We start from the raw sequence: 23,643 nt of genomic DNA, 5'->3' as shown, positions 1-23,643 counted from the left end.
GGGTGTGCCGCGGGGTGGTGGTCATGCGTCGGTGCGGGAGGACAGGTCGAGCGTCACGAGAACCCGTCCGGGCTTCATGACCGTCTGCTCCGTGAAGCCTGCGCCGAGGAAGGTGTTCAGCGTGCCGTGGAACAGGTCGTTCGCGCGCTGCTTCTCGCCGCGGGTGTCGACCGGGTACCCCTCGACCAGACGCGCTCCGGAGGCCGCGGCGTAGTCGACCGCCGCCCGCAGCAGTGCCGCGTTGAGTCCGGTGCCCCGGTGCTCGCGGCGCACCACGAAGCACGTCACCGCCCACACGGACGGGTCGTCGAACGGCTCGGCGGACGACGCGGCGATGATGCGCGTGCGGGGGATGCGGGCCTGGGCGGTGCGCGGTCCGATACGGATCCAGCCCGCGGCCTCGCCGTCGACGTAGGCCACGAGCCCGGGCGGTGGACCCTCGTCGATCTCGGCCCGGAACATGTCGGTGCGCTGCGGCGTGGTGGTCGTGTTCCAGTCCTTGTTGCTCAGCATCGGCCAGATGCACTGGCAGCTCGCACCGTCGCCCCCGCCCGTGAGAGCGTGCTGCACGTCGTCCCAGCGGTCGGACGTGGCGAGTTCGGTGGTGATCGTCGGCATGACCGCGACGGTACGCGGTGGCTCCGACACCCCGCAACGCCCCGGTTCGCGAGAGGGCCGCGGGTACGGCTAAGATAGGGGAGTTGCCTGCGCGAGAGTGCAGAACAACGGGCTGTGGCGCAGCTTGGTAGCGCACTTGACTGGGGGTCAAGTGGGTTACGGCGGCGCAGTAGCTCGAAAACTAAACAACGGGATGTGGCGCAGCTTGGTAGCGCACTTGACTGGGGGTCAAGGGGTCGCAGGTTCAAATCCTGTCATCCCGACGGAAAAGCCCTGATGAGAAGCGATTTTCATCAGGGCTTTGTCATGTCTGGCGACGGGTTTTCGTTGGTCCCCCTCTGGTCCCCTCGCGATGGTATCGGCGCCAGCCCGTGTACGGCGGAGGCGTCGCTGGCTCTCTGGAAGTCGTCGCCTGTGGATAAGGGGACCAAAAGGGGACCAGAGCATCTGATCGTGGCTTCTGGCTACCCGTCACAGCGACCTCGACGCCTCGCGCCGGCTCGGTCTGCTTGCCTTGGAGGATCGGGCCAGGAAGGCGTTGGCTTGCTCCGCTGCTGATGCGAGGTGCCGGTCGTCGGGGTGCACGTATCCGCGGGTGGTCTCGACGGAGGCGTGGCCGAGGATGTCCTGGAGGACGTGCAGCGGGATGCCGGCGTCTGCCATCCAGGTCGCGCCGGTGTGCCGGAGGCCGTGCCGAGTGAGGTCGGGCAGGCCGAGATCACTGACGATCTGGTCCCAGTTCGTCGCGTCCCGCACGGTCGCCGTCGTGAGAGCGCCGCCCTTCGGGCCGACCAGCAGCCGGTCGTCGGGCTCCTTGCCTTCCGCGAGGCGTTCCAGGATCGGGCGGAGCGGGTCGAGGATCGGGACGCGTCGCTCTCTGCGGCCTTTGGTCTGCTTTTGTGATGAGCCCGCCTTTGCCGGGGTACGTCTGCCGGGCGATCACCACGATGTTCTTATCGAAGCGGACGTCACCGGCCTGGAGACCTGAGACCTCGGAAGAACGCGCGGCGAGGAGCGCTGCGAGCATGACGAAGTCGGAGTACGACTGGTGAATCTTCCCGCAGGCTTCCGCGAGCTTCGTCAGCGTGCCCATGTCCGGGATCGCATGGGCGCGTGGGGAAGCATCCTCCGCAGGCTGGAGACGGAAGGCGTTGCGGTTCAGGCTGCGCTTGGCACGGTTCTTCGCGGGGTTGATCGGGATGAGCCCATTGCGCACTGCTTCGTCGAGGACCCGCACGAGCGGGGCGATCGAGTTCTTATGGGGCATCCCCGTGATGCTCCTCGCCGTGCCGTACTTCCTCGCCGCGAACTACTGCCTCACCCTGATCGAGGACGGCGGCCCCGGCTGGCTGAACCTCTTCGTGCTCCTGTTCTGCTGGAACGCCGTCAAGTTCCTCATCATGGGCCCGATCAGCGTTGTCCTCCTCATCCGCGCTCGCCTTGAGGAGTCGGCAACCCGACGCCGCGACCGCCGTACACATCGGCCGATTGAGCCTGCTGAACCGGCAACGGCGCGCATGCCATAGGAACTGCATCGCGACCTCGCCCGCACCGTTCGAACAGCGACGCCGCAACGTCAGGCGCTGATTCGCGTGTCAGGCGGCGGGCAACTCGACGGGGGAGCAGGGCGGGAGAACAGACCCCGTCATCTGTCCTTCGAGACTGGAAGGATGAATCAACACCAGTCCAGCCCGCACGGCCCGGAACCGCTCCTGAACATCGATGAACTCGCCGACTACCTCGGCGTCCCGGTCCCCACCGTCTACGACTGGCGCACCAACGGCAAAGGCCCCGCGCCTACCGCTTCGGCAAGCGCATCATGTTCGGTATCACCGACATCCGCGCCTGGATGGACGCCATGCGCGAGCCCGCCGCCTCTATCGGGGCTGCCACCTTTCCCGAAGCAGGGGAGGGCGCGCGGGGGTAGGCCCCGCACACCCATCGGCACCTTCGGGATCATCGCCACCCGCGCCCAGCCGAACGGCAACCATGTGGCCCGCGCCCGTTACCGGGACTGGGACGGCACCAACCGACTCGTCCAAGCCACGGGCTCCTCACGGGCCGCCGCGGAGCGCAAGCTCAAGCAGAAGCTCGCCGAACGCTCCCTCTACCAGCCCGGATTCAACGGGATGAGCGCCGACAGCTCGTTCCCGGAGCTCGTCGCCTACTGACTGGAAGACCTGGAGATAGAAGACCGCCTCTCCCGAACCACGAGGAATCTCTACGAGCGTGACATGCGCGCCCTCGTCCTCCCCGCGTTCAAAGACCTCACCCTCCGGGAGATCGGGGTCGCCCGCTGCGACTACTTCCTCAAGCAACTCGCCAGACGCAGCTACAGCCGCGCCAAGCACGCCCGCGTTGTCCTCCGCCTCGCACTCGCACTCGCAGTCCGCCACGAGATTCTGCCCCGCAACCCGATGGATCACGTCTCCCGGCTCCACCGGACGAAGACCATCCCCGACGCGTTCACGATCGGCGAGGTGCAGGACATCCGGGCGGCGATAAAGGCTTGGGAGTCCCGGCGGGTTCTGGCGGGACCGAGGCCGGATCGGCAGTTCGGGCAGATCGTCGAAGTCATACTCGGCACCTCTGCGCGCATCGGCGAAGTCCTCGCCATCCGACTCCAGGATCTCGACGTGGACGGCCTGATCCCGACAGCGAGGATCGCCGGGACGATCATCAGTCGCAAGGGTGAGCCGACGCACCGGCAGGATCATCCGAAGACGGATCGCTCGGTTCGCCGCGTCGCGCTGCCGTCGTTCGCGCTGCAGGCGATCCGCTCACGCCTTCTCCGTACAGGAGACACAGAACCGGGTGCGCTCCTGTTCAGCACGCGGGTCGGGACGCCGCACACGACGAACAACATCCGCCGGCTCCTTCGCGACGTGATGGACGAGGCCGGGATCGAGAACGTCACCCCGCACCGATTCCGCCGCACCGTCGCGACCGTCGTCAACGACGCACAAGGCGCGCTCCTTGCCTCCGAACTCCTCGGGCACACCGACCCGAGGATCACGATGCAGCACTACATACAGCGCAACGAGACCGTGAACCCCGTCACGGCTGAGCATCTCGAGCGGGTGTTCGGGAGGGCTGGATGAGGGGAGGTCGCGAACGGGTGTGCCACCGTCAGAGTTGCTGCGGAAGTCGTCTGAATGTGTCGTTCTCGCGTAGTTGAGCGGGGCAGGAGTATGCCAAGGGCGCGGACGGCGGCAGAGCACCTACAAGGTGACGGCCCAGCGATCCTCCTGGGCTTGACCCGATGGAGGTGCGTGGGAGTGAGCGAACAGCCGAGTGTGCGACTGATGGTCGTTCCGATCTCGCTCGCTGATGCGAACGCATTCGTTGAGTCCCATCACCGGCACCACAAGAAGGTCGTTGGGCACAAGTTCTCGATCGGCGTTGTCGATGAGTCGGGCGAGATGAGAGGTGTCGCCATCGTCGGGCGTCCTGTCTCTCGGCATCGTGACGATGGATTGACCCTTGAAGTCACGAGGCTCGCAACTGACGGGTGTGCGAACGCGCCGTCATCGCTCTACTCGGCTGCGTGGCGGGCAGGTCGCGCGATGGGTTACCGACGAATCGGGACCTACACGCTCGCGACAGAACCCGGAACCAGCCTGCGTGCCGCGGGCTGGCGCATCGTGCATGAAGTGCGCGGAGCGTCGTGGAATCGGGACGGGAGGCCTCGCACCGACAAGCATCCCACCGTGGACAAACGTCTCTGGGAGCCGGATCTCCAACGACGATCCTCATCGTCGAGATCGATCGGCGCTCGAAGGAGTCTCTAGTCTTCAGCGCCGAGTGCTGCCACGCCTGCCGCTGTGACGTGCAGTTCGTTGGCATTCGGGTGGTCCGGGTGGTTACGGCGCTCCAGAAGGCCTTGCGCTTCGAGCGCCTCGACCTGACGCCGCGTCATGGCTGGCGTAGTGCGCAGCAGACGCGAGAGCTTGGATACCGCGATGCCAGGGCTGAGCCGCACGTAGGTCAACAGCCGGACCTGTTCCTCGTCGATCGACTCCATGCTCCTCAGCGTACCGACCGGGCTTTTTCCTCCTGTCCGGATGATCGGTGCGAGCCGTGACCTCTAGACAGTGAGGGCAGCACGATCTCCGCAAGGTTCATCGACTCTGTCGGAGGCCGCTGCTATCCTCAGACCTACAACTACAGACCAAGAGAGCCTTGGGTCCGAGCCGGCCAACAGCGCCGTCACGAACGCATCCTGAGACTTAACCTCTGTCGCGGCACCCGCCGTGAGGCTCTCCTTCCAACGAAAGGATTGAGCCCCGTGGGTGAAAACCATCATTTCGGCGATCTGACGATCGCTGACATCAAAAAGCTGTGCGCCATCGTGAAGCGCAAGTCGAATCGACTTCTCACCCGAGAAGACCGCGAAGACATCGTCTCCAAGATCCTCGAAGATGCCGTTCGAGGAAGTCGCAAGACAGGTACTCCGCTCGTGAAGCTCGCCTTCACCTACAGCCAGTACGCGAGCTACTACACACGACCGCTCAACGGCGTCATGGACGACATTCGCAACCAGCAGCCCCTCGTCTATGACGAGCACGGCTACCTTCTGGAAGAGATCGACGCTCCGGACAGCCGCATCGACTTCACGGGTCCGATCGTGACCGACCTGCTCAACAAGATCCCTGTCGCTGAGCGGTCCGCCTTCAGCCCCGTGCTCGACGGTGCGAGCGTCTCGGAGGTCGCTGCGGAGACCGGGATCTCCACCAGCACTACGCACGACCGGATCGTCCGCGCTCGTGCCTCACTCCGCCAGCTCTGGCTCGCGGCATAGATTTCACATGCCTGGGCCCAAGCCCAGCCCACGCGGCGCAACCGTCGCCGCGCAACAGAGAGAAAAGGAACACCATCATGAAGCAGCCCCTGAACACCGCAGCAGAGCATCTGGCAAGCCAGCGCGAGTACGTCAAGAAGCGGCATCTTGAAGACCAGAAGGCCGCCGCCCAGACCGGCGGCACCGCTGGCCTCGTCGACGAGAAGATGCTTGCCGAGTCCATGCGCTCCGTCCGTTACGCGGATGAAGCGCACGCCGCTGGCGACATCATCGACAACGCCATTGAAGCCGGCGCCTCACAGGTCCACCTCGTCTACCGCACCGAGGGTGCGAAGATCACCGAGATCGCGTTCATTGACGACGCGGCCGGCATCGACCCTGCCTTCCTCCCACACGCGGTTAAGTGGGGCGGCTCCTCGAACGAGGGCAAGCGGAACGTCTTCGGACGATTCGGCTTCGGCCTGCCTAGTGCCTCCGTCAACCGCGGACGCAAGTTCAGCGTCTATTCCCGCACGGGCGACGGCCAGCTCTTCGCCAAGGTGGCTGTCGATCTCGATAACCTCATCGTGGAAGGGCAGACCGTGCAACTGCCCGCCGTTACCGAGGAGCCGCTGCCGGGTTGGGTCGTTCAGTACATCGACTCCGGCAAGGTCGTTGACGGACAGGATGCGGTGCGTACCGTGGTCGTGTGGAGCACTCTCGACCGGCTCACGTGGCCGAACGTCCAGCAGTCCTCGGGACGCTTCCGGGAGCAACTGGGGATCACCTACGCGGGCTGGCTCGACGTATGCAAGCTCTACATCGACGGTGACCCGGTGGAGCCGGTCGACGTTCTCTTCACCACGCCCGGATACCGCTACTACGACATCCCCGGCTCTCCGAACGCTGAGTCGCACAGCCCTATCCGTTTCACGGCGAACGATCCGGACGGCAACGAGCACACAGTCACGGTCAGGTTCTCTCTGCTGGGTACCGCCGCTTACAAGGCCGCGGTCAACACCGGCGGCAAGGGTCGCCCCGCGCACGTGCGCCAGCGCATCCGCACTGCGTACAACGGCTTCTTTGTTACCCGGAACGGACGATTCATCGAACTCGCTCGCCCCGACGTCATCACCTGGAACAACTATGCCCGTCAGGTGGGGGTCGCCATCGACTTCCCGCCTGAACTGGATGAGTTGTTCGGCGTCACGCCTGACAAGCAGACGATCATTTTCACCGAGCGACTCGAGCGGATGCTCGACGCCGCAGGCGTGATTCGCGCGCACCGCGCCTTGGTGCGAGAGATCGATTTGCAGCGCAAACAGGAGAAGGCTGAACGCGACGCCGCCGCGAACGATGGCGAGGCCACTCGTGCCTCTGAAAAGACGATCGCCAAGGCCGTCGAGAAGGAGGTTCGGCGCACTCGCAAGGCGAGTAAGGAGTCGCAGGAGGAAGCTCAGCGAAACTTTGACGACACCGTCAAGCGACTCGCGAAGGAGACCGGCGTCGACGAGAAGGAGGTGGCCAAGGCTCAGGAGCGCAAGCACCGTGAGAAGCCGTACAGGGTGGAGTTCAGTACTGACGCCGAGGACGATCCGTTCTACACGCCGCTGATGGTCGGCAGCCAGACTGTGCTTCGCATCAACCAGGCACACGCCTGGTACCGCGAGCTCTACAGCAAGCTGAACGACGACCAGGCCGAGTTGCGCTCCGGACTCGAACTGATGCTCTGGGTACTCGCGACCAACGAACTGGATGCCACCGGTGATCAGAAGATCTTCTACCGCGCGGAGCGCCGGGCCTGGTCGCGGCAGTTGTCCACTGCGTTCGACCTTCACCCGGCCGTTTTTAACAACGCGACCTCCCGAGAGGATGTCGAGGAGGATGACCCGGCCGCGTGGGTCGAAGAAGAGTTCTCTGACGACGACGAGTTCGCCGACGACTTCGAGTCGGAAGACGAGGCCAAGTAGATGACGGAAGCAACGCCGGGCGGCGCAAGCTGCCCGGCGCAGCCCCGACTCGCCTATCCACCCTCCTACGCTGAAGAGCTCAAGCACCGAGTGCTTGACGAACTAGCGATGGTGCAGGGCCGGATCAAGGTCGCAGAGACCCTGGACCCGAACATGGCGAAGGAAGAGTTCCGGAAGGCGCACGGCAGCCAACGCGGCGCCCGCCTGCAGTCAGCTCGAAAGTGGCTGCTCGGGCGCGAAGACGACCTTATGCAGAACTTCGCGAACGGTGACGAAATCGATCCCGCTCGAATCGACCCGGTGGTCATTCCCGTCCGAACTCCGCAAGACGTCGACGTGTTCAAGTACGCCACCCTGCAGTGGTCAGTACCAGTCTCAAACGGGTACGGACGCCGCACTCGATTCCTCGTGAGGGACCGGCAGAACGGCAAACTCATAGCGATCTTCGCCCTAGGAGACCCAGTTATCGCCCAATCCGCACGCGACACCACCATCGGATGGAACACGGAGCAGCGAAACAACCGGCTCTACAACGTGTACGACGCATTCGTTCTCGGTGCCGTTGAGCCCTACCGGCAACTGCTGGGAGGAAAACTCGCCGCACTTCTGACGATCTCAAACGAGACCCGCGACTTCCTATTCCACAAGTACGACGGGCAAGAGACCGGCATCCGAAAGCAGATCAAAGACCCCACACCCGTCCTCATCACGACGTCCTCAGCACTCGGCAGGTCATCTGTCTACAACCGCATCACCTTCGAGGGTGCACTGATGTTCCGCTCGGTTGGCTTCACCAAGGGCTACGGTCACTTCCAGTTCTCTGACGAACTCTTCGTAGAACTGCGCGACTACGTCCGCGACGTCGTGCTCGACGACCCCAACGCGAAAGTCGGATCAACCGTATACGGAAGTGGTCCCAACTGGCGCTTCCGGATCATCCGTACGGCACTCACGCAACTGGAGATCCCCGCCGAGAACTTGCAACACAACATCAAGCGCGAAGTCTTTCTCGCCCCGACAGCAGTCGGGTGGGACGCCTACCTCCGCGGCGAGACCAACGAGATCGAGCCCTTCGACCTACCCACCGAACGAATCGGCGAGTACTACCGCAACCGCTGGGCGATCGGCCGCGCAGAGCGTCGACCCGGATTTGCTCTCTGGAACCGCGAAGAAGCCAGGCTCCTGCCCCGGGCCTCCCTAGGCTTCACCTCATCGGCAACTGCTCCGACTCCTGGGCGAGTGGACATGGGCGCGTACTCGCTCGCAATCGGCACCGCAGCTCGCGTTGTCCACGGTCGCACCCCTGCCGGGGCGGTCTCAGATGGTGTTGCCTATATCAGCCGTCTTGAAGGCCCCGGCCTCGCGATCAGCGCGGCCGACATTGCATGGGCCAATGGCGAACGCGAAGTACGAGGCTGGGACCGCCACGATTCCGATCCAGTGCTGGAAGACGTGATCGGCCGACTCCGAATCGGCATACATCCCGCCGAACGATTCAAGGCCCAGTCCGTCATGGAGCTACGTGCAGCGGTCCGCAAGACTGGAGTGCAGTCCAATGTTGCCAAGACCACCTCGGACGAACTCTCGGAATCAGTCGGTTTCGATGTCGCCTCGACGCTCGACAAGGTGACCGAAGCGATGGTCGGCACGCGCGAGTCCCTTCTCAAGGACACGGGCACGAGGCGTGGGCAGCTCTGCGTAGTCTTCGACAACTCAGACCGCGTCACGCCGGTGCTTGCATGGGCAATCACGAGACCGCTCAGTCTCTTGCTGTCTGACGGCCGGGAGAAGCCCACAGCTCCGGTGTTGCAGAGGAAGCCGCCCCGCTTGGAGGACATGAATGTCGACAGAAGCGCGATGGGCCCGGCATGACCTCCCTCTTCGGCTTGCGGTCATACGCCGCGATAGTTATGCATGTAACCACTGCGGGAACGTTGGCACGCTCTAGGAAATGGAAGTCGATCACATCCTCCCATGGTCGTGGGGTGGGTCCGACGAGTTCGACAATCTGCAGGCGCTCTGCGGACCGTGTATTCAGTGAAAGGGCGCTCGATACGAGGGATAGCCTGAGACGTTTCGGACGTAGGGTGGTGTTGTCAGATGCCTAGTTCACAGATACATCGAATCGCGATACTGCCATCAGTTCAGAACCGGGTATGGGCTCGTTCTGCAGGCCGTTGCGTGCTCTGTGCTGCCTACCTCATTGACACTAGAAGCTTCTTCCACTCCCGCTCCGTTGCAGAACTCGCCCACAACGTCGGAGCCACTGATGGCGCCAAATCGCCGAGAGGCAAGTCGTCTTTGTCGTTGCGAGAACGCTCGGCCGAAGAGAACATCCTTTTGCTCTGCCACGAATGCCATCGACGGATCGATGATCCTGAAATGGTCGGGTTCTTCACTGCCGAGTATCTCCGCGATGCGAAGATGACGCACGAACGCCGTGTCCGAGAAGTTACTGAGTTTGCGACCCTACGACCGGCTGCCGTCCTTAAAGTCACCGGGAAGATACGAGGAACGCTCGCTCCAGCTTCTGCCAGGCAGATTGCCGAAGCGCTCCACCCGCTCCATCTGACGGGCTTCGGCGAGGCCACCCGTACGGGTATGTACGAAGTCATGCTTGACGATCCTGAAGACGCCGACTGGTCGTGGACGAGGGGCATTCAGCGTATCGATCAGGCCGTAGATTCGCTTCAGGCCGCGATCGAGGCCAGCGACGTCGAGGTGGCAGCGGTGTTCGCGCTCGCCCCGATCCCTCTGCTCGTACACCTTGGCTCCCGCCTCGACGACAAGAGCGAAACTGTCCTCTTCCGCCGTGCGAGATCCGACGACGCGCGAGCATGGGCTTGGGCCACTGACGATGCGCATTCGCCCGCGTATGACGTGTCCACAACCAACAACGACTCAGCCACACAACCGTTCGACGAGATTCTCTTGACCGTGAACGTAACCGCGGACGTCAAACTTGACGAGATCCCTCCGCGGGTTCGCGGCCTGCCCCGTGTAGCGCTCAGTCTTGCGACTGAAACGCCCGGCCCCAGCGTGATCGACACCAGGGCCGCGCTCGACCGGTTTTCGGACGGCTGGCAACGAACTCTTTCCCTCGTGGAGAAAGAGTTCCCGACAGTCTCTCGCGTCCACGTCGTTGCAGCTGTCCCGGCGCCAGCGGCGATCCAGATGGGGCGACTCCACATGCGCGACGCCCAACCCGAACTAGCCATCTATCAACGAACGAGCGCACAAGGCTACGTGAACGCGCTCACGGTGCACTAAGAAACAAGGGAGGTCGCATGGAACTCGAGAACTACTTCACCGCCTTTCTTCAGAACACGGTGAACCTCAAGCAGTGGAAACTGAATCAGCTCGACGGTCGGGTGATCGCCATCGTGGATGCTCTAAAGAAAGACACGGTGATTGGTGCTCTCTACCAAGACCACATCCCGCAGGGATCATGGGCCCACGAGACGATCATCACGCCCGTCGGAACGCTAGACGAGTTCGACGCCGACTTTCTTCTCCACATCGAGGAAGTTCCTGAGTGGTCAGAGAGCCCAAAAGAGTACCTGCGAGAGGTGCGAGCCGCTTTCAAGCGGAACACGACCTATCAGTCGATGCTCCAGAGAAAGAATCGGTGCGTCCGGATCGACTACGCAAATGACTGCCATGTCGATGTGGTCCCATACCTCGTGCGCGATGACGGGTCACAAGTCATCGTCAACTACAAAGAGAACAAGTTCGAGGACACCAACCCCGCGGGGTTCACGTCATGGATGAAGGAAAAGGATGACATCACGAACGGAAACCTCCGTCGAGTCATCCGCCTTCTGAAATACATCCGGGACTACAAGAACACCTTCGACTGTCCGTCGGTTATCCTCACAACACTTCTCGGCGGACGAGTCCAGGCCTTCGACACTGAGGCTCGGTACGCCTCAGTCGGTTCAACTCTGGTCGCCCTTCTCGAAGACTTGGACTCTTGGCTGCGCTGGCACGAGCAGATGCCTGTCCTCGAAGACCCGAGCTGTCTTGGGACCTACTTCAACCACCGATGGACCCAGGAGAAGTACGCAAACTTCCGCGTGCAGGTACAGCGCTACGCCGAGTGGGCGAGAGAAGCGCTTGCCGAAGACGACGAAGACACGAGCGCCAGTCTTTGGCGCAAACTCTTCGGCGACACGTTTGTTGCTGAAGAGAACGTACGACTGGCGAAGTCGCTTGCGCACAGCGGACAGGAGAAAGCTCTCGTTCTTCGAGCTCCCGATGAGGAGTTCATTCACGAGCACTACGCATATGTTGGCGGCCATAGCGCGCGGATTGATGCTTTCGTACTTCGGGACTCTGGACGCGTGGCGCGCTCGCTCCGCGTCGACGGTCGAGTCCAGAAGAACCGGGACCTCCTCTTCCGAGTAGTGACTGATGTTCCTGGAGAGTTCGATGTCATCTGGAAGGTCCGCAACACAGGAGAAGAGGCAGAAAGAGTTGGGCAGCTCCGGGGGCAACTCCTCGAAGCTGACGGCACTCAGAGTGTGGAACATCGCGAATCCACCAGCTACGCAGGGAATCATTTCGTTGAGGTGTATATCCTGCAAGGTGGACGTGTTGTCGCCTCGGACCACCATGCAGTCGTCATCCGGTGAGCGAACCTCGCGCCATTGCCGGTGCGGTTCGCCTAGTGATCTCGCAAGTGGAGACTGTGGGGGCTGCGTGCAGGCGCGTCCTTGTCGCGCACGCCGATCCCGATCTTGGGACTCATGGGTCTGCGCCGCCTGCGGCGTAGTAGGTAGTTGTCGAGGTGGCGATCAGTCTGTGCCGGAACGGGGTGAGTTGGATTGCGGGCGCGTCAGCGCCTAGGACACCGAACAGACGATCTCTCCAGATCGCTGCCGAAATGTCAGACGCGGTCGCTACCCTTGAAGCATGACAGTACGGGCACCAGCGGAGACGGGTCTTGCCGAACTCACGGTCGCGCTGCGCAACGCGTGGTCGGCCGACACATCCGTTACTCCTGAAGCCTGGACGCCCTCACTTCCGTCGCAAGGGCAGTGTGCGGTCACGGCACTCGTCCTGCAGGACTACCTCGGTGGGGAACTTCTTCGGGGAATAGTGGACGGTGTCAGTCATTACTGGATCAAGTTGGCCTCGGGGAAAGAGATTGATTTGACTCTTGATCAGTTCCCAAACCCCACAATTACTTTGACTGGTGTTCGAGAACGCGACTATCTTTTGTCGAGCGCGTCGACCAGCCGTCGTTACAAATTTCTCGCTGACTCTGTAGCAAGACAGGTCCGTGAACATGGGCACGTCTGACCGCACCCTCTTTCTCTACACCTCTAACATCCGGGAGCGATACGTTGCGGACGCGCTCGCAGCCGTCGCGCATCCGAACGGTGCACGGATTCGGTTCCGCTATGACCGTCGGCATGTCTCTGAAGAGTTGCGCAGTGAATGGTTGCGCTCAACAGGATTGGGTGCGCTGATACACCTTTCGCTTCAGCACCCGCAGCGGTTTCATGAGTCTGCGTTCATCCCGTTGAGGTTAGCGACGGTAGTGGGCGCATCTGAACATGGTGAGATTCTGTCTATCGATCTCGAACTGGGGGATTACTTCACCTTTCTCGGATTGCCGGTCGGTGCCGAGCCCGACAAGACTCAACGGTTGGAACTTGGCCACCGAATTCGCGAGTACTCGAAATTGCTCAGAACGTCTAGTCAGTATCCATCACCCGACGATGATCTACCCCACTCAGCAGGCTTTGGTCCAGCAGCTTCATCATTCACTAATGACCTAGAGGAAGCGAAGCTCCCTCTGTCGTCTGGCAATGACGCTGCCTTCCGAGCGATCGTTGACTATCTTTCGTCCACGCTCACCAATCCAGAAAGGTTCTACTTTCGAGTTGTCGGAATACGTGACATCAGCACCGGTGAGTTCGTGGGTGCAAAGGATGGCGAGTTTTGGCTGACGACCGGGCACAGCTACATTCTGGAGATCTTCCACCGTCAGGAGAGCCTTGGGATGATCCCCGCGGAGCTAAGGCTCGCCGTGGGTGAAGGCCTGAGTGCTCGTGATGTTGAGAGCCTGACCCTCACATCAGCGTACGACGCGTTCTCAGTTTTCATTGATGTGCCCAACCGTCCTGACGTGACCCGCAGCTACCTGGAAGTTGGGCCCCGTATTCCCTCGGAGGCCGCATCAATCCGCCTGAACGTTGTGCTGACCCCCTCCAACGCGCAGAAGTACGCGATTCCAGTAGCCGGAGCGGTTGCTGCTGGCGCTGTGGCCTTCGCAGCGACCGATCTTGTGCCCAAAGATGGCTGGGGAGCTGGGTTTTCCGTTGCACTTGCTGGAGCGGTATTCGGGCTAGGGCTATGGCAGACGAAGCGCGGCCTAAAAATCCTTCCCTAAGTTCGAGGGGGACCAAAAGGGGACCAAAATCAAGCAAACCATGCATCTCGTGACGTGCTCTGCATAATCTGATCCGCGGAATCACGCGGTTTTCGGTGAGATTTGAATCCTCTGGACGCCTGGGGGTCAAGGGGTCGCAGGTTCAAATCCTGTCAGCCCGACCAGAAAGCCCCGGTGAGAGCATCCTTCTCACCGGGGCTTCGTCGTTTCCGCACGCGATCGCTGCGAGCTCTTCGTGCGCGGTGGCTCGGGCGTTGTGCTCGTGTTCGCGCTGTCAGCTCCTGCGACGGTGGCTCATCGTCTGGATGCCCCAGGCGATGAGCCCGCCGACGGCGCCGATCACCGTTCCGACGAACAGCCCGCTGGGGATGGCCGCGATGCGTGGGACCAGGCGCGCCCCGGCACCGTCGCCGAGGGACGGCGGAGTGCCGCGGTAGGCGACGTCCCAGAGGAGTTGATGCGTGATGACGAGCATCACTCCGAAGATCACCCCGATGACCAGCACCGTCAGGAACGGCTTGGGGACGCGCGCTACGACAGCGACGACGATCCACAGCACGACCGGGCCTATCGCGAGCACCCACGTGATCGGGCTGCCCTCTTCGATCACATGCAGGTCGTGGAGGATGACCCTGATGAGGGCGACGGCCGCGAGTCCGACGAGTGCCAGAGCCGACAGCCCGAGAGGGTTTCGTCGTGCGGTGGGAGAAGGAGGAGGTGGGTTCTCGGAGATCATGCGCCAACGGTAGGGGCGGGTGCCGCGGCGGATGGTCCGTACGGGGGCGACAATCGTGGTCGCATCAGGGCGACGTTCGGCGTGACGGACGGTTCCTCCGTCGCCGGCGACGGGCCCTCTGGATCGATTCGGCGACCAGGCCGCTGAGCGCACCGAACCCAGCGGATCGCCCGATCTCGATGGTGGCGGCGACGAGAGTCAGGCCGATGCCGTGGTCGGGCCAGTCGCCGATGGCCACGGTGGTCGCCCCGAGGAGGAGGGCGAAGAGAACCCCGGACAGGGTGAGCGTCAGAACCGGTCGCGGAACATGGCCGAAGCCGGCACCCAGGACCCAGATGACGAAGGTGGCGAGGAAGGCGACCATCACGGTCGTCACCCCGCCGACGACCGCTTCGAGACCGATCAGTCGCAGGAGCGGCCACAGAAGCCCCAGGATGCCGAAGCCCATGACGGCAGGCCAGCTCAATCGGGGACGTGGGCCGGGGATCTCTGGTGGCTGCGACGGCGTCGGTGACTCGCTCATCCTGTCAAAGTAGGCAACGGGCCCCTGGGGTCGCGTGCGCTCTGGATCAGTTGTGTTGTCGCTCTCGGACGACCGGGTCCTGCTCCTCCTGTCGCGCATCGCGACGGCTACCACCTCGAGCGGCGCGGGGGATGCGGGGCGCCGTGGGAGGACAGCGGGGTCGTCACGGGGCGATCCGAGAAGTCGATCGAGGCGAGCATTCGGCGACATCACCGTCGCGCCACCGTGGGGTGATGACCGCTCGACGACGAGGACTGCACCGATGAGACATCGCGAACCGTACCTTCACCTTCGTTCTCTGGACCGCGCCGATGTGGCGGAGATCGCGGCGCTGCTCGGGCGTGGAATGGCCGACAACCCGCTCCACGTCGCGGTGTATGGCGGCGATGAAGCGAGGCGGACTCGTCGCCATGAGTCGCTGATGAGTGTGCTCCTCTCCGGTTCGCCCTCGATGCGGGTCGACGGCGTCGAGCAGGGTGGGTCGCTGATCGGTGTCGCCGCGGCGGTACCCCCGGCGCGCTGCCGGCCCCCGGCGAAGACCCGGCTGCGGCTCCTCTCCCGTGCGCTGACCTTCGGCCCAGGCGCCGCTGCGCGCCTGCTGGCCTGGAACCGGGCATGGACAGCGCGGGACATCTCAGAACCGCACGTGCATCTCGGGCCGGTGTCGGTCGATCGGCACCTGCGCGGGCGGGGGATCGGCACTCTCCTGATGCTCAGACACACGAGCCATCTCGACTCCATAGGCGTGCCCGGCTACGCGGAAACGGATCGCCCGGAGGCAGTCGGCTTCTACCGGAGGCACGGATACGCGGTCATCGGAGAGGCAGATGTTCTCGGCGTTCCGAACTGGTTCCTGCGGCGCCCGCCTCGATGAGAGCTCACGACGTGACGAGCCCGGAACGGTGAGCGATCACCACGAGCTCTGGACGGTCACGCGCACCCACCTTCGCGAGGATCCGACTGACGTAGGTGCGCGCGGTCGCCGGGCTGAGGTGCAGGATGGCAGCGATCTCGTCGTTCGTGTCGCCGTGTCCGATCCGCGCAAGGACCTCGATCTCCCGGGCGCTGAGGACGGCGAGTCGAGGATCCGGGGTCGCGGCGGCCCGACCGGACGCGACCATGCCCATCAGTCGTTCGACGATCGCCGGTGAAAGCAGTCTTTCTCCCTGGCCGGCCCCCGTCACGGCGTCACGCAGGTCATCCCGCGGCGTGTTCTTCAAGAGGTAGCCGACCGCCCCTGCGCGGATGGCCTGAACGACGTCCGTGTCGTCGTCGAACGTCGTCAGGACGACGACACTGGTGTCGTGCAGCCGGTGGTCCGCGCGGATCACGCTCGTCGCCTCGATGCCGTCCATCACAGGCATCCGGAGGTCCATGAGGACGACATCTGGTCGGTACTTTCGGACCGCCTCCACGCCGCTCCTGCCGTCGGTGGCCTCGGCGACCACCCGGATGCTGCCATCCCGCGAGAGCAGCGTCCGCAGGCCGGCGCGGACGAGGTCCTGGTCATCGACGAGGACGACGGAGGTCATGCCCTCACCGCCAGGGGAAACGAGGCGTACACCGCGAAGCCGGCGTCGCGTGGACCTGCGGAGAACGTGCCGCCGAGCAGGTGAACGCGCTCTCGCATCCCCTCCAGCCCTCGCCCGGGCCGGACCGAGTCGTCGGACGGCTCCGTGGTGCGCGGCCTGCCGTCGTTGACGATGCTGACGGCGACAGCATCGTCCGCCTGCCTTATGTCGACGTCGACGCGCGCCGCGTCGGCATGTCGCACGACGTTGGTGATGGACTCCTGCACGATCCGGAACACGGCGGCTTCGACGGTCGATGGCAGCGCGGCGGAGATGGAGACACTCGCGCGCACCGTCAAGCCGGCCTGCGTCGCCGGGAGGATCGCTGACTCGAGGTCGTCGATTCCGAGCGGGGGGCGCGTCGCGCCCTCCTCCCTCCGCAGGTTCGCGACAGTACGGCGCAGATCCTCGAACGTCGCCGAAGTGGTGCTCGCGATGATCGCCAGCGCCTCACGCGCCGCCGCGCTGTCCTCGTCAGAGGCAGTACCGGGGTCCAGCGCTTCCTCCGCGATCTGCGCATGCAGAGTCACCACCGTCAGCGCGTGCCCCATCGAGTCGTGGAGTTCACGAGCGATCGAGAGCCGTTCGGACATCGCGCGTTTCTCTGCCTCCCGGGCGTACCGTTCGACGGTCAGGGCCGCGATCTGAGAGGACTTCTGGCGGAGCTCCCGCCGGGATCTCACGTTGTCTCCCAGGGCGATCGCCGCTGCGAGTAGGAGAGCGTGTCCAGGCAGTTCGTAACCCACGACCACGGCGGGGTCCTGTCCGATGGCGAGCCTGTACGCCACCGAGATGACCAGGACGGTCACGGACGTGGCGATCGATGCCCCTGTGCGACCGTATTCGGCGGCCGAGAACACCGCGGCCGCGAGAGGCACCGCGATCCCGATCGCCGGGTAACCGGACGCGTAGTAGGCGACGACCCCTGCCGCGGAGAGTACGACGACGACGACAGGGTGGCGTCGCCGGGCCAGCATCAGTGCACCGAGGCCGACCGCCCACAGATAGGCCCACCCGTCCGGTTCTGCCCCGTCGATATCCGCGGCGATGAAGAGCGACACGACGAGAGTCACGCCGATGCCGAGGAGGCCGTCGAGCACCCAGGGAGCAGGACGCGAACCTGCCTCCGCCGCGGGCGCGTTGTCGGTCATGCTGTCATGGTAGGTCGGTCCGCGCTGGTGTGTGAGTCGTTGGAAAGCGACATCTCGGCGACCGCGGGAGTGCGAGTCCGGTGCGGAGAACCTCGGTGTCGCCCGGAAGCGACTCGACTTGTCGACGGGGGAGGGACGGCTTCCTCTGCACGGATTCCTAGCTTTACTGGCATGACCAGGATCGCCCGTGGGGCCGAGCATGTCGCACGACGCTCTGCATCGAGCCGGGGACGGCTCCTCGGTCCGGCGATCCTCTTCGGCGCTCTGCTCCTGACCGCTGCCGTGACGTTCACCGCCTGCGTGTTCGACTCGGGGTTCGGCCAGGACACGTCCGTCTTCACGCCGACGAAGCCACCCGCGTTCGAGACTCCGCTACCGATCCCCCCGCTGGCGGAGTCGGAGGTCGTCGACGGTGTTCGAGTGTTCTCGCTCACCGCCCAGGAGGGTCAGATGCAGTTCCTGGAGGGGATGACCACCCCGACCTGGGGTTTCGACGGCGACTACCTAGGCCCCACACTCCGGGCGCAGCGTGGGGAGAAGGTGGCCGTCGAGGTCACCAACGCGCTCCCGGAGACCACGACGGTCCACTGGCATGGCATGCATCTGCCGGCTGCCATGGATGGCGGGCCGCACCAGCCGATCGAATCCGGCGGGCGCTGGCGGCCCGAGTGGCGGGTCGACCAGCCCGCCGCCACGCTGTGGTACCATCCGCACCCGCACGGCGAAACCGAAGAGCACGTCCTCCGCGGGCTTTCAGGCATGTTCATCCTCGACGATGAGCACAGCCAGAGCTTCGGGCTGCCCACGGAATACGGAGTCGATGACGTTCCGCTCATCGTGCAGGACAAGAAGTTCCGTTCCGACGGCGAGTTCCAGTTCGACTCTCAGGGCAATGAGGTCGGCCTTCTGGGGAACGTCCTGCTGACCAACGGAGCATGGGGCGCGGTCCTCGACGTCTCCACCGAGCTCGTCCGATTGCGGATCCTCAACGGGTCGAGCGCGCGCACCTACGACTTCGCGTTCGACGACCAGCGCGACTTCTCGCTGATCGCCACGGACGGCGGGCTGCTCGAGGCGCCGCACATCACCGATCATGTGCGTCTGTCGCCCGGCGAGCGTGCTGAGATCGTGGTGGCGATCGCCCCGGGGACGGAGACGATGCTGCGCTCGCTGCCGCCTGATCTCGGTGATGTCGCCGTGCCCGGTGCGTACGGAGGGTTGGACGAGTTCGACGTCCTCCTCCTGCGTGCTGCTGATCAGCTCCGGACGTCCCCGCCACTGGCGGAGCGGTTCGGCGACATCTCCCGCTTCACCGCGGTCGACGCCGACAACGCGCGCATCTTCGACGTGCAGAACCGCGAGATCAACGGCCGCCGCATGGACATGAATCGTATCGACGAGGTCATGCAGGTCGACTCGACCGAGCTGTGGGAGGTCACCAATCGAGACCTGTTCCCGCACAACTGGCATGTTCACGACGTGCAGTTCCAGGTCCTCGACATCGACGGGGAGACGCCGGGGCCAGAGCTCTCGGGATGGAAGGACACCATCTATCTGGAACCTCGTCGCGTCTACCGGATCATGATGCGATTCGAGGACTACGTCGATGACGAGAACCCGTACATGATCCACTGTCACCTTCTCCTTCACGAGGACGAGGGGCTGATGTCGCAGTTCGTGGTCAGCCGAGATGAAGCCAGCCGCAATGCGGAACCCGTCGATCCGAACGGAGGACACGGACATTGAGCACCCAGGAAGCCAGCGATGACCCGTCGGAGAGGGAGGCGGTGGTCTCACCGGGATGGCGGGACGGACGCACGGAGGGCGGGCCGAGGCGTGTGGCGATGTCTCGCCGCGCCCTCCTGGGCTCAGCGCTGGCCACCGCAGGTGGGGCGGCCGCGATGGGGTTCGCGACCGGGCGTCTCACGCTGCCGAACGCGGAGACTGCACGCCTCTCCGCAGATCCCGGGGCCGGGATGACGATCTCGCCGTTCGGTGCGCACCAGGCGGGAGTCGCCACCGCGCAGCAGCAGTATGTCACTCTTGTCGCGGCCGATCTGGCCGTGACGGACGCGGTGTCGCTTCGCCGCTTCTTGGCTGACGTCTCGCGCACGATCGTCGCCATCGTGCGTGGTGAGGACACTCCGCCCTCGTCGATGTATCCCGACGGCGCGGTGACCCCCACCGACTTCGCGACCGGGCTGTCTCCTGCGGGTCTGACGGTAACGGTGGGCGTCGGCCCTGGCGTCTTCGCCCTGCCCGGGGTCGCCGGCGAAGCTCCCCGACGGCTGCGGCCACTTCCCGAGTTCACCGGCGATCACCTCGACCCGCGCTGGGGAGGGGGTGACCTGCTGTTTCAGATCTGCGCCGACGATCCACAGGTCGTCAGTGCCGCGACGCGAGCTGTGCGCGCCCGAATGCCCGGATCTGCGGTCATCCGCTGGACGCAGTCCGGATTCCTCAGTTCCCCACACGACGGCGGCACTCCGCGGAACATGTTCGGTCACAAGGACGGAACGTCCAATCCCCGCATCGGAACCCGAGAGTTCTCGGACGTCGTCTGGGCGCTTCCCGACGAGCCATCGTGGTTCCGCGGGGGTACCTACCTCGTGTTCCGGAAGATCCGGATGCTGACGGCGAGCTGGGACCTCACAGCGCGCGACGAGCAGGATGCGGTGATCGGGCGCCGCCGCGGGGATGGCGCTCCGCTGACGGGGAAGGGCGAGTTCGACGCCCCCGACCTGGACGCCGTGGGGGCAGACGGCACCCCGGTGATCGCAGCGGACGGGCACATCCGCCGCGCTCATGGCTTTCCGATGCTGCGCCGCAGCTACACCTATGACTACGGATTCCTCACGGCGATGGCCGGCGGCAGCCCGGATCCGCTCGAGCATCCCGAGGACCATCCTCATGCTCCGGGAACGAAGGACCACCATCATGGCGGGCACGGAAAGCTCGACGTCGGGCTGCTGTTCTGCGCCTACGGCAACGACCCCGATCGTCAGTTCATCGCCGCGCAGACGCGTCTCGCCGAGAACGATCGGCTCAACCGGTTCATCCAGCACACAGGCAGCGCGATCTTCGCCGTCCTGCCCGGGTTCGGCGAAGACGGATACGTTGGCGACACGCTGGTGTGACGTCGTCACCCCCTTCCCGACCAAGGATCTGAGGAACGAGATGAAAGAGGAGATCGTCACGACATCCGCGGTGACCCCGTCGGATCGCGCCCACCTCGCCGAGTTGGGGCGGCGATCTCGACTGTGGTCGCCCGGCGACGAGCCGACGCTCGTGACTCGGGGAGCCGAGAATACGACGTTCGCTGTCGGGGACTACATCGTCCGACGTTCCGCGGACCTCGAAGCCGTCGATCGCGAGGTCGAGCTGCTCACGACGCTCGCCCGTGCGACGTCGGTGCCGACGCCGACACCGGAGTTGCATGAAGCAGAGCGCGGGACGTTCGCCTACCGACGGCTTCGAGGTACTCCGTTGATCCATCGGCGCGAACGGGACTCGAAGAACGTGCAACGGGCCCTCATAGACGTGTTGTCCGCGTTCCGGGAGGCTCTTCCGGTCACGCGGCTGCCCGTCGATCGGTACCCGAATGACGAGTGGCATCGGGACGCTGTGCAGACCTACCGGTCCGTGCGGAGTCACCTGAGCGCCGAGCAGGTTCGTCTCGTGCGCGCCTTCCTGGATGAGTCGCCGCCGCCCACACGATCGCTCACGATCGCTCAGCACAATGACCTGGGAGCTGAGCACATCCTCGTCGACGACCGGGGGCACGTGACCGGCGTCATCGACTGGACTGATGCGGCGCTGACGGACCCGGCACGCGACATCGGGTCGATCTACCGAGACCTGGGGCCCGACGCGGCGGTCCGGGTCGGAGAGGGACTGGACGGCACTCCGGCTGACGACGAGCTCCGTCGCATCCGCTTCCATGCCCGCTGCCGATGGCTCGAGGATGTCGCCTTCGGCATCGGAGACCCGCTGAGGCGCCGGCCCTATCTCGACAATGCCTGGACCACCTTCGACCACACGTTCGCGGGCGGATCATGAGGGGCTCGGATCGACCGGCCGGCCCGTTCCGGCCGCGGCCGCGACCGAAGGAGTACACATGGAACCGCAGACTGTCCGCTTCGACACACGGATCGCGGTACTGATCCACGACGGCCTGATGCCCTGGCAGGAGCTCAACGTCACGGCGTTCCTGATCAGCGGCATCGCCACCAGCGCCCCGGGTCTGATCGGCGATATCTACGCGGACGCGGACGGAAACGAGTACCTCCCCATGCTCCGCCAACCCGTGCTCGTGTTCACGGCGGACTCGGAGCAGCTCGCACGAGCTCGCGAGCGAGCCATCGAACGAGGCTTCGCGACGAGCATCTACACCCGTGACCTCTTCGCTACCGGAGACGATGCGTCCAACCGAAGAGCCGTGGCCGGGGTGTCCGCCGCAGATCTCGATCTGGTCGGTGTCGCGCTGCGCGGCCCCAAGAACCCGATCAACCGCATTACCAAAGGTCTGGGCAGACACATCTAGCCGCCTGATCGAGGAAGCGAGAGATCCGAAGGGTGGTCGACGAAGCCGAGCGTGCGTCCCGTCAGGGGAGGAGCGAGTGCGCGCCCAGGGCGTGCCACGTGCGGTCGTGGTAGACGAGGGCGCGCTCGGCGTCCCGGGCGATGTGCGCCTGCAGGCCGTGCGCGGCGATGACGGTCGAGCCGCCCGCCTCCATCCGGCTCACGACGGCGCAGCGCACCCAGGCGCGGGCTCCCGCGAACACGGGCTCCCCGGTGGCGAGCGGGGCCCAGGCGTTCGTATCGGCGAAGCGGTCGATGCCGCTGGTCGCCCCCAGACGCGCGAGCTCGATGTCCTCCGCATCCAGCAGGTGCACCACGACCGTCGCGGCCGAGGTCAGGGTCTCCGCCGCCGACGACAGCGCCGACACCGAGAACACCAGCAGCGGAGGATCCACGCTCACCGACGACACCGACGACGCCGTGAGCGCCACGGGGCCGACCGCCCCCTGCGCGGTGATCACGGCCACGCCTCCCGGATGCCCGCGGAACACGGCCTTGAACGTGTCGGCGCCGACCGACAGCCGGTCCAGCACGTCGGAGGCGGCACGCTCGCGGGCGGGGGACGAGGACGAAGCGGCGGGGGCGGTCATGCCACGACGGTACGCACGGCCCCCGCGACCGCGCACCCGCACTGCAACACGGCGACATGCGCCGCCACATACCGTCGCTCCGGGTAGCGCGTGGAAGACCGCTCCTCACACGGGCGTCTGCGTCGATCGTCCTCTCGGACCGGCCCTCGACCGCGGCACTCGCGTTCCGCTCGCGTCACCCGCCCCTGGTCAGTGCGCGAGCAGCGATTCCAGCGCCCGGCGGTGCGGGGCGAGCCACGCGGACACGAGGCGCGTGCGGTCGTCGACCTCGGCGGCCGGGAACGCGAGGCCGCGCACGGGCACCGTCGCGCCGAGCTCGACCAGCAGGGGGCGCAGCGTGTGCTCGACGGCGAGGGTGTGCGCGGGGGAGCCGATCGTGAGGACGGGCACGGCGACCACTCCGTCCAGCCCGCCCGTGTCGACGCGGTCGAGGAACGCCTTCAGCAGCCCGGTGTAGGCGGCCTTGTACGTGGGGCTCGCCACGACCACGACATCCGCCGTCGACACCTCCTCGACCAGGGCGTCGATCTCGGGGTCGGGCACGACGAAGACCCGGTCCGCATACGCCGCGAGCTCGATGGTGGGCAGCACCTCGGCGCCCGTGAGGTCGGCGAGCTGTGCCGCGACCTCCTCCGCGACGCTCGTGGTGCGGGAGGACGGGTGGGGGTTCCCCACGAGGACCGCGATCGACGTCATGAGTCGATTCCAGCCCGGCGGGCCTGG

Annotated in this window: 27 protein-coding genes, 1 tRNA gene and 1 pseudogene; 19 read left to right on the top strand and 10 right to left on the bottom strand. The window is 64.8% G+C overall.

Annotation, left to right across the window (positions count from 1 at the left end):
- Positions 1-21 precede the first annotated feature (21 nt).
- Positions 22-618, bottom strand: coding sequence for a GNAT family N-acetyltransferase (locus ACWH95_RS16210; protein WP_378803822.1), 597 nt, complete (start codon positions 616-618; stop codon positions 22-24).
- A 189-nt stretch (positions 619-807) separates the two neighbouring features.
- On the opposite strand from ACWH95_RS16210, the gene ACWH95_RS16205 reads away from it, so the two are divergent.
- A tRNA-Pro gene (locus ACWH95_RS16205) sits at positions 808-881 on the top strand.
- 208 nt (positions 882-1,089) lie between these two features.
- On the opposite strand, the gene ACWH95_RS16200 is transcribed toward ACWH95_RS16205, so the two are convergent.
- Both ACWH95_RS16200 and ACWH95_RS16195 read right to left on the bottom strand, forming a co-directional pair.
- Positions 1,090-1,455, bottom strand: coding sequence for a tyrosine-type recombinase/integrase (locus ACWH95_RS16200; protein ID WP_454121009.1), 366 nt, complete (start codon positions 1,453-1,455; stop codon positions 1,090-1,092).
- Positions 1,337-1,885, bottom strand: a complete 549-nt coding sequence (locus tag ACWH95_RS16195; RefSeq protein ID WP_454120990.1) for a hypothetical protein — start codon at positions 1,883-1,885, stop codon at positions 1,337-1,339. The genes ACWH95_RS16200 and ACWH95_RS16195 overlap by 119 nt, the downstream gene beginning before the upstream one ends.
- 4 nt (positions 1,886-1,889) lie before the next feature.
- On the opposite strand from ACWH95_RS16195, the gene ACWH95_RS16190 reads away from it, so the two are divergent.
- From ACWH95_RS16190 to ACWH95_RS16170, 5 genes and pseudogenes are all read left to right on the top strand, one after another.
- A complete protein-coding gene (locus ACWH95_RS16190; RefSeq protein WP_454120989.1) occupies positions 1,890-2,144 on the top strand; it encodes a hypothetical protein in 255 nt (84 codons plus the stop codon).
- Positions 2,145-2,288: 144 nt separating this feature from the next.
- Positions 2,289-2,375, top strand: a pseudogene (locus ACWH95_RS16185) (hypothetical protein); the annotation flags it as partial.
- 234 nt (positions 2,376-2,609) lie between these two features.
- Positions 2,610-2,789: a hypothetical protein gene (locus ACWH95_RS16180; protein WP_454121011.1), complete on the top strand. Its 180-nt coding sequence runs from the start codon at positions 2,610-2,612 to the stop codon at positions 2,787-2,789.
- 63 nt (positions 2,790-2,852) lie between these two features.
- Positions 2,853-3,719 (top strand): tyrosine-type recombinase/integrase, encoded by an 867-nt coding sequence (locus tag ACWH95_RS16175; protein WP_454120988.1) that lies wholly within the window; start codon positions 2,853-2,855, stop codon positions 3,717-3,719.
- 54 nt (positions 3,720-3,773) lie between these two features.
- Positions 3,774-4,409, top strand: coding sequence for an XF1762 family protein (locus ACWH95_RS16170; RefSeq protein WP_454120987.1), 636 nt, complete (start codon positions 3,774-3,776; stop codon positions 4,407-4,409).
- Here ACWH95_RS16170 and ACWH95_RS16165 read toward each other — a convergent pair.
- Positions 4,406-4,642, bottom strand: a complete 237-nt coding sequence (locus ACWH95_RS16165; protein WP_454120986.1) for a MarR family transcriptional regulator — start codon at positions 4,640-4,642, stop codon at positions 4,406-4,408. The genes ACWH95_RS16170 and ACWH95_RS16165 overlap by 4 nt on opposite strands.
- Before the next feature lie 264 nt (positions 4,643-4,906).
- Here ACWH95_RS16165 and ACWH95_RS16160 point away from each other — a divergent pair, with 264 nt between their 5' ends.
- The 8 genes from ACWH95_RS16160 (at position 4,907) to ACWH95_RS16125 (ending at position 13,768) form a co-directional block, all read left to right on the top strand.
- Complete coding sequence (locus tag ACWH95_RS16160; protein WP_454120985.1) at positions 4,907-5,419, top strand: RNA polymerase sigma factor; 513 nt, start codon at positions 4,907-4,909, stop codon at positions 5,417-5,419.
- Positions 5,420-5,496: 77 nt separating this feature from the next.
- Entirely contained in the window at positions 5,497-7,368 is a 1,872-nt protein-coding gene (locus ACWH95_RS16155; protein WP_454120984.1) for an ATP-binding protein, read from the top strand.
- The gene (locus tag ACWH95_RS16150; RefSeq protein WP_454120983.1) at positions 7,369-9,240 is read left to right on the top strand and encodes a Druantia anti-phage system protein DruA; all 1,872 of its coding nucleotides are present in this window, start codon (positions 7,369-7,371) and stop codon (positions 9,238-9,240) included. It abuts the gene before it with no gap.
- Between the two features lie 79 nt (positions 9,241-9,319).
- Positions 9,320-9,409, top strand: coding sequence for an HNH endonuclease (locus ACWH95_RS16145; RefSeq protein ID WP_454120982.1), 90 nt, complete (start codon positions 9,320-9,322; stop codon positions 9,407-9,409).
- 140 nt (positions 9,410-9,549) lie between these two features.
- Positions 9,550-10,638, top strand: coding sequence for an SAVED domain-containing protein (locus ACWH95_RS16140; RefSeq protein ID WP_454120981.1), 1,089 nt, complete (start codon positions 9,550-9,552; stop codon positions 10,636-10,638).
- Positions 10,639-10,655: 17 nt separating this feature from the next.
- Positions 10,656-12,002 (top strand): SMODS domain-containing nucleotidyltransferase, encoded by a 1,347-nt coding sequence (locus tag ACWH95_RS16135; RefSeq protein WP_454120980.1) that lies wholly within the window; start codon positions 10,656-10,658, stop codon positions 12,000-12,002.
- A gap of 280 nt (positions 12,003-12,282) precedes the next feature.
- Positions 12,283-12,672 carry a YunG family protein gene (locus ACWH95_RS16130; protein ID WP_454120979.1) on the top strand — a complete coding sequence of 130 codons (390 nt, stop codon included), beginning with the start codon at positions 12,283-12,285 and terminating at the stop codon, positions 12,670-12,672.
- Positions 12,653-13,768, top strand: a complete 1,116-nt coding sequence (locus ACWH95_RS16125; protein WP_454120978.1) for a hypothetical protein — start codon at positions 12,653-12,655, stop codon at positions 13,766-13,768. Before ACWH95_RS16130 ends, ACWH95_RS16125 begins: the two co-directional genes overlap by 20 nt.
- Before the next feature lie 274 nt (positions 13,769-14,042).
- On the opposite strand, the gene ACWH95_RS16120 is transcribed toward ACWH95_RS16125, so the two are convergent.
- Together ACWH95_RS16120 and ACWH95_RS16115 are read right to left on the bottom strand one after the other, a co-directional pair.
- Positions 14,043-14,504 carry a hypothetical protein gene (locus tag ACWH95_RS16120; RefSeq protein ID WP_454120977.1) on the bottom strand — a complete coding sequence of 154 codons (462 nt, stop codon included), beginning with the start codon at positions 14,502-14,504 and terminating at the stop codon, positions 14,043-14,045.
- A 64-nt stretch (positions 14,505-14,568) separates the two neighbouring features.
- Positions 14,569-14,970: a hypothetical protein gene (locus ACWH95_RS16115; protein ID WP_454120976.1), complete on the bottom strand. Its 402-nt coding sequence runs from the start codon at positions 14,968-14,970 to the stop codon at positions 14,569-14,571.
- A gap of 319 nt (positions 14,971-15,289) precedes the next feature.
- Here ACWH95_RS16115 and ACWH95_RS16110 point away from each other — a divergent pair, with 319 nt between their 5' ends.
- Positions 15,290-15,901, top strand: a complete 612-nt coding sequence (locus ACWH95_RS16110; RefSeq protein ID WP_454120975.1) for a GNAT family N-acetyltransferase — start codon at positions 15,290-15,292, stop codon at positions 15,899-15,901.
- A 4-nt stretch (positions 15,902-15,905) separates the two neighbouring features.
- Here the strand turns inward: ACWH95_RS16110 and ACWH95_RS16105 are convergent, their stop codons facing one another.
- A complete protein-coding gene (locus ACWH95_RS16105; RefSeq protein ID WP_454120974.1) occupies positions 15,906-16,559 on the bottom strand; it encodes a response regulator transcription factor in 654 nt (217 codons plus the stop codon).
- Positions 16,556-17,749, bottom strand: coding sequence for a sensor histidine kinase (locus tag ACWH95_RS16100; RefSeq protein WP_452313072.1), 1,194 nt, complete (start codon positions 17,747-17,749; stop codon positions 16,556-16,558). Before ACWH95_RS16100 ends, ACWH95_RS16105 begins: the two co-directional genes overlap by 4 nt.
- A 171-nt stretch (positions 17,750-17,920) precedes the next feature.
- Between ACWH95_RS16100 and ACWH95_RS16095 the strand changes: the two genes are divergently transcribed.
- The 4 genes from ACWH95_RS16095 (at position 17,921) to ACWH95_RS16080 (ending at position 22,292) form a co-directional block, all read left to right on the top strand.
- Positions 17,921-19,495, top strand: a complete 1,575-nt coding sequence (locus ACWH95_RS16095; RefSeq protein WP_454121008.1) for a multicopper oxidase family protein — start codon at positions 17,921-17,923, stop codon at positions 19,493-19,495.
- Between the two features lie 155 nt (positions 19,496-19,650).
- Positions 19,651-20,886, top strand: coding sequence for a Dyp-type peroxidase (locus ACWH95_RS16090; RefSeq protein ID WP_454120973.1), 1,236 nt, complete (start codon positions 19,651-19,653; stop codon positions 20,884-20,886).
- 40 nt (positions 20,887-20,926) lie between these two features.
- Entirely contained in the window at positions 20,927-21,808 is an 882-nt protein-coding gene (locus ACWH95_RS16085) for a phosphotransferase family protein (RefSeq protein ID WP_136045532.1), read from the top strand.
- Between the two features lie 58 nt (positions 21,809-21,866).
- Positions 21,867-22,292 carry a DUF2000 family protein gene (locus ACWH95_RS16080; protein WP_454120972.1) on the top strand — a complete coding sequence of 142 codons (426 nt, stop codon included), beginning with the start codon at positions 21,867-21,869 and terminating at the stop codon, positions 22,290-22,292.
- Positions 22,293-22,353: 61 nt separating this feature from the next.
- Here ACWH95_RS16080 and ACWH95_RS16075 read toward each other — a convergent pair whose 3' ends face one another.
- Entirely contained in the window at positions 22,354-22,920 is a 567-nt protein-coding gene (locus ACWH95_RS16075) for a flavin reductase family protein (protein ID WP_454120971.1), read from the bottom strand.
- A 189-nt stretch (positions 22,921-23,109) separates the two neighbouring features.
- A complete protein-coding gene (locus ACWH95_RS16070) occupies positions 23,110-23,616 on the bottom strand; it encodes an NADPH-dependent FMN reductase (RefSeq protein ID WP_136031247.1) in 507 nt (168 codons plus the stop codon).
- Positions 23,617-23,643 lie beyond the last annotated feature (27 nt).

This window comes from Microbacterium sp. NPDC055502 (assembly GCF_053643635.1).
The sequence above is the reverse complement of the archived record's forward strand: the minus strand, read 5'-3'. Positions and strand labels throughout refer to the sequence as shown.

What these genes read in the sequence shown, in the direction of transcription:
- ACWH95_RS16210 (WP_378803822.1), bottom strand. Translation starts at nt 618, where the DNA reads ATGCCGACGATCACCACCGAACTCGCCACGTCCGACCGCTGGGACGAC.
- ACWH95_RS16195 (WP_454120990.1), bottom strand. Translation starts at nt 1,885, where the DNA reads ATGCCCCATAAGAACTCGATCGCCCCGCTCGTGCGGGTCCTCGACGAA.
- ACWH95_RS16175 (WP_454120988.1), top strand. Translation starts at nt 2,853, where the DNA reads ATGCGCGCCCTCGTCCTCCCCGCGTTCAAAGACCTCACCCTCCGGGAG.
- ACWH95_RS16170 (WP_454120987.1), top strand. Translation starts at nt 3,774, where the DNA reads ATGTGTCGTTCTCGCGTAGTTGAGCGGGGCAGGAGTATGCCAAGGGCG.
- ACWH95_RS16165 (WP_454120986.1), bottom strand. Translation starts at nt 4,642, where the DNA reads ATGGAGTCGATCGACGAGGAACAGGTCCGGCTGTTGACCTACGTGCGG.
- ACWH95_RS16155 (WP_454120984.1), top strand. Translation starts at nt 5,497, where the DNA reads ATGAAGCAGCCCCTGAACACCGCAGCAGAGCATCTGGCAAGCCAGCGC.
- ACWH95_RS16150 (WP_454120983.1), top strand. Translation starts at nt 7,369, where the DNA reads ATGACGGAAGCAACGCCGGGCGGCGCAAGCTGCCCGGCGCAGCCCCGA.
- ACWH95_RS16145 (WP_454120982.1), top strand. Translation starts at nt 9,320, where the DNA reads ATGGAAGTCGATCACATCCTCCCATGGTCGTGGGGTGGGTCCGACGAG.
- ACWH95_RS16135 (WP_454120980.1), top strand. Translation starts at nt 10,656, where the DNA reads ATGGAACTCGAGAACTACTTCACCGCCTTTCTTCAGAACACGGTGAAC.
- ACWH95_RS16130 (WP_454120979.1), top strand. Translation starts at nt 12,283, where the DNA reads ATGACAGTACGGGCACCAGCGGAGACGGGTCTTGCCGAACTCACGGTC.
- ACWH95_RS16120 (WP_454120977.1), bottom strand. Translation starts at nt 14,504, where the DNA reads ATGATCTCCGAGAACCCACCTCCTCCTTCTCCCACCGCACGACGAAAC.
- ACWH95_RS16110 (WP_454120975.1), top strand. Translation starts at nt 15,290, where the DNA reads ATGAGACATCGCGAACCGTACCTTCACCTTCGTTCTCTGGACCGCGCC.
- ACWH95_RS16105 (WP_454120974.1), bottom strand. Translation starts at nt 16,559, where the DNA reads ATGACCTCCGTCGTCCTCGTCGATGACCAGGACCTCGTCCGCGCCGGC.
- ACWH95_RS16100 (WP_452313072.1), bottom strand. Translation starts at nt 17,749, where the DNA reads ATGACCGACAACGCGCCCGCGGCGGAGGCAGGTTCGCGTCCTGCTCCC.
- ACWH95_RS16095 (WP_454121008.1), top strand. Translation starts at nt 17,921, where the DNA reads ATGACCAGGATCGCCCGTGGGGCCGAGCATGTCGCACGACGCTCTGCA.
- ACWH95_RS16090 (WP_454120973.1), top strand. Translation starts at nt 19,651, where the DNA reads ATGGGGTTCGCGACCGGGCGTCTCACGCTGCCGAACGCGGAGACTGCA.
- ACWH95_RS16085 (WP_136045532.1), top strand. Translation starts at nt 20,927, where the DNA reads ATGAAAGAGGAGATCGTCACGACATCCGCGGTGACCCCGTCGGATCGC.
- ACWH95_RS16080 (WP_454120972.1), top strand. Translation starts at nt 21,867, where the DNA reads ATGGAACCGCAGACTGTCCGCTTCGACACACGGATCGCGGTACTGATC.
- ACWH95_RS16075 (WP_454120971.1), bottom strand. Translation starts at nt 22,920, where the DNA reads ATGACCGCCCCCGCCGCTTCGTCCTCGTCCCCCGCCCGCGAGCGTGCC.
- ACWH95_RS16070 (WP_136031247.1), bottom strand. Translation starts at nt 23,616, where the DNA reads ATGACGTCGATCGCGGTCCTCGTGGGGAACCCCCACCCGTCCTCCCGC.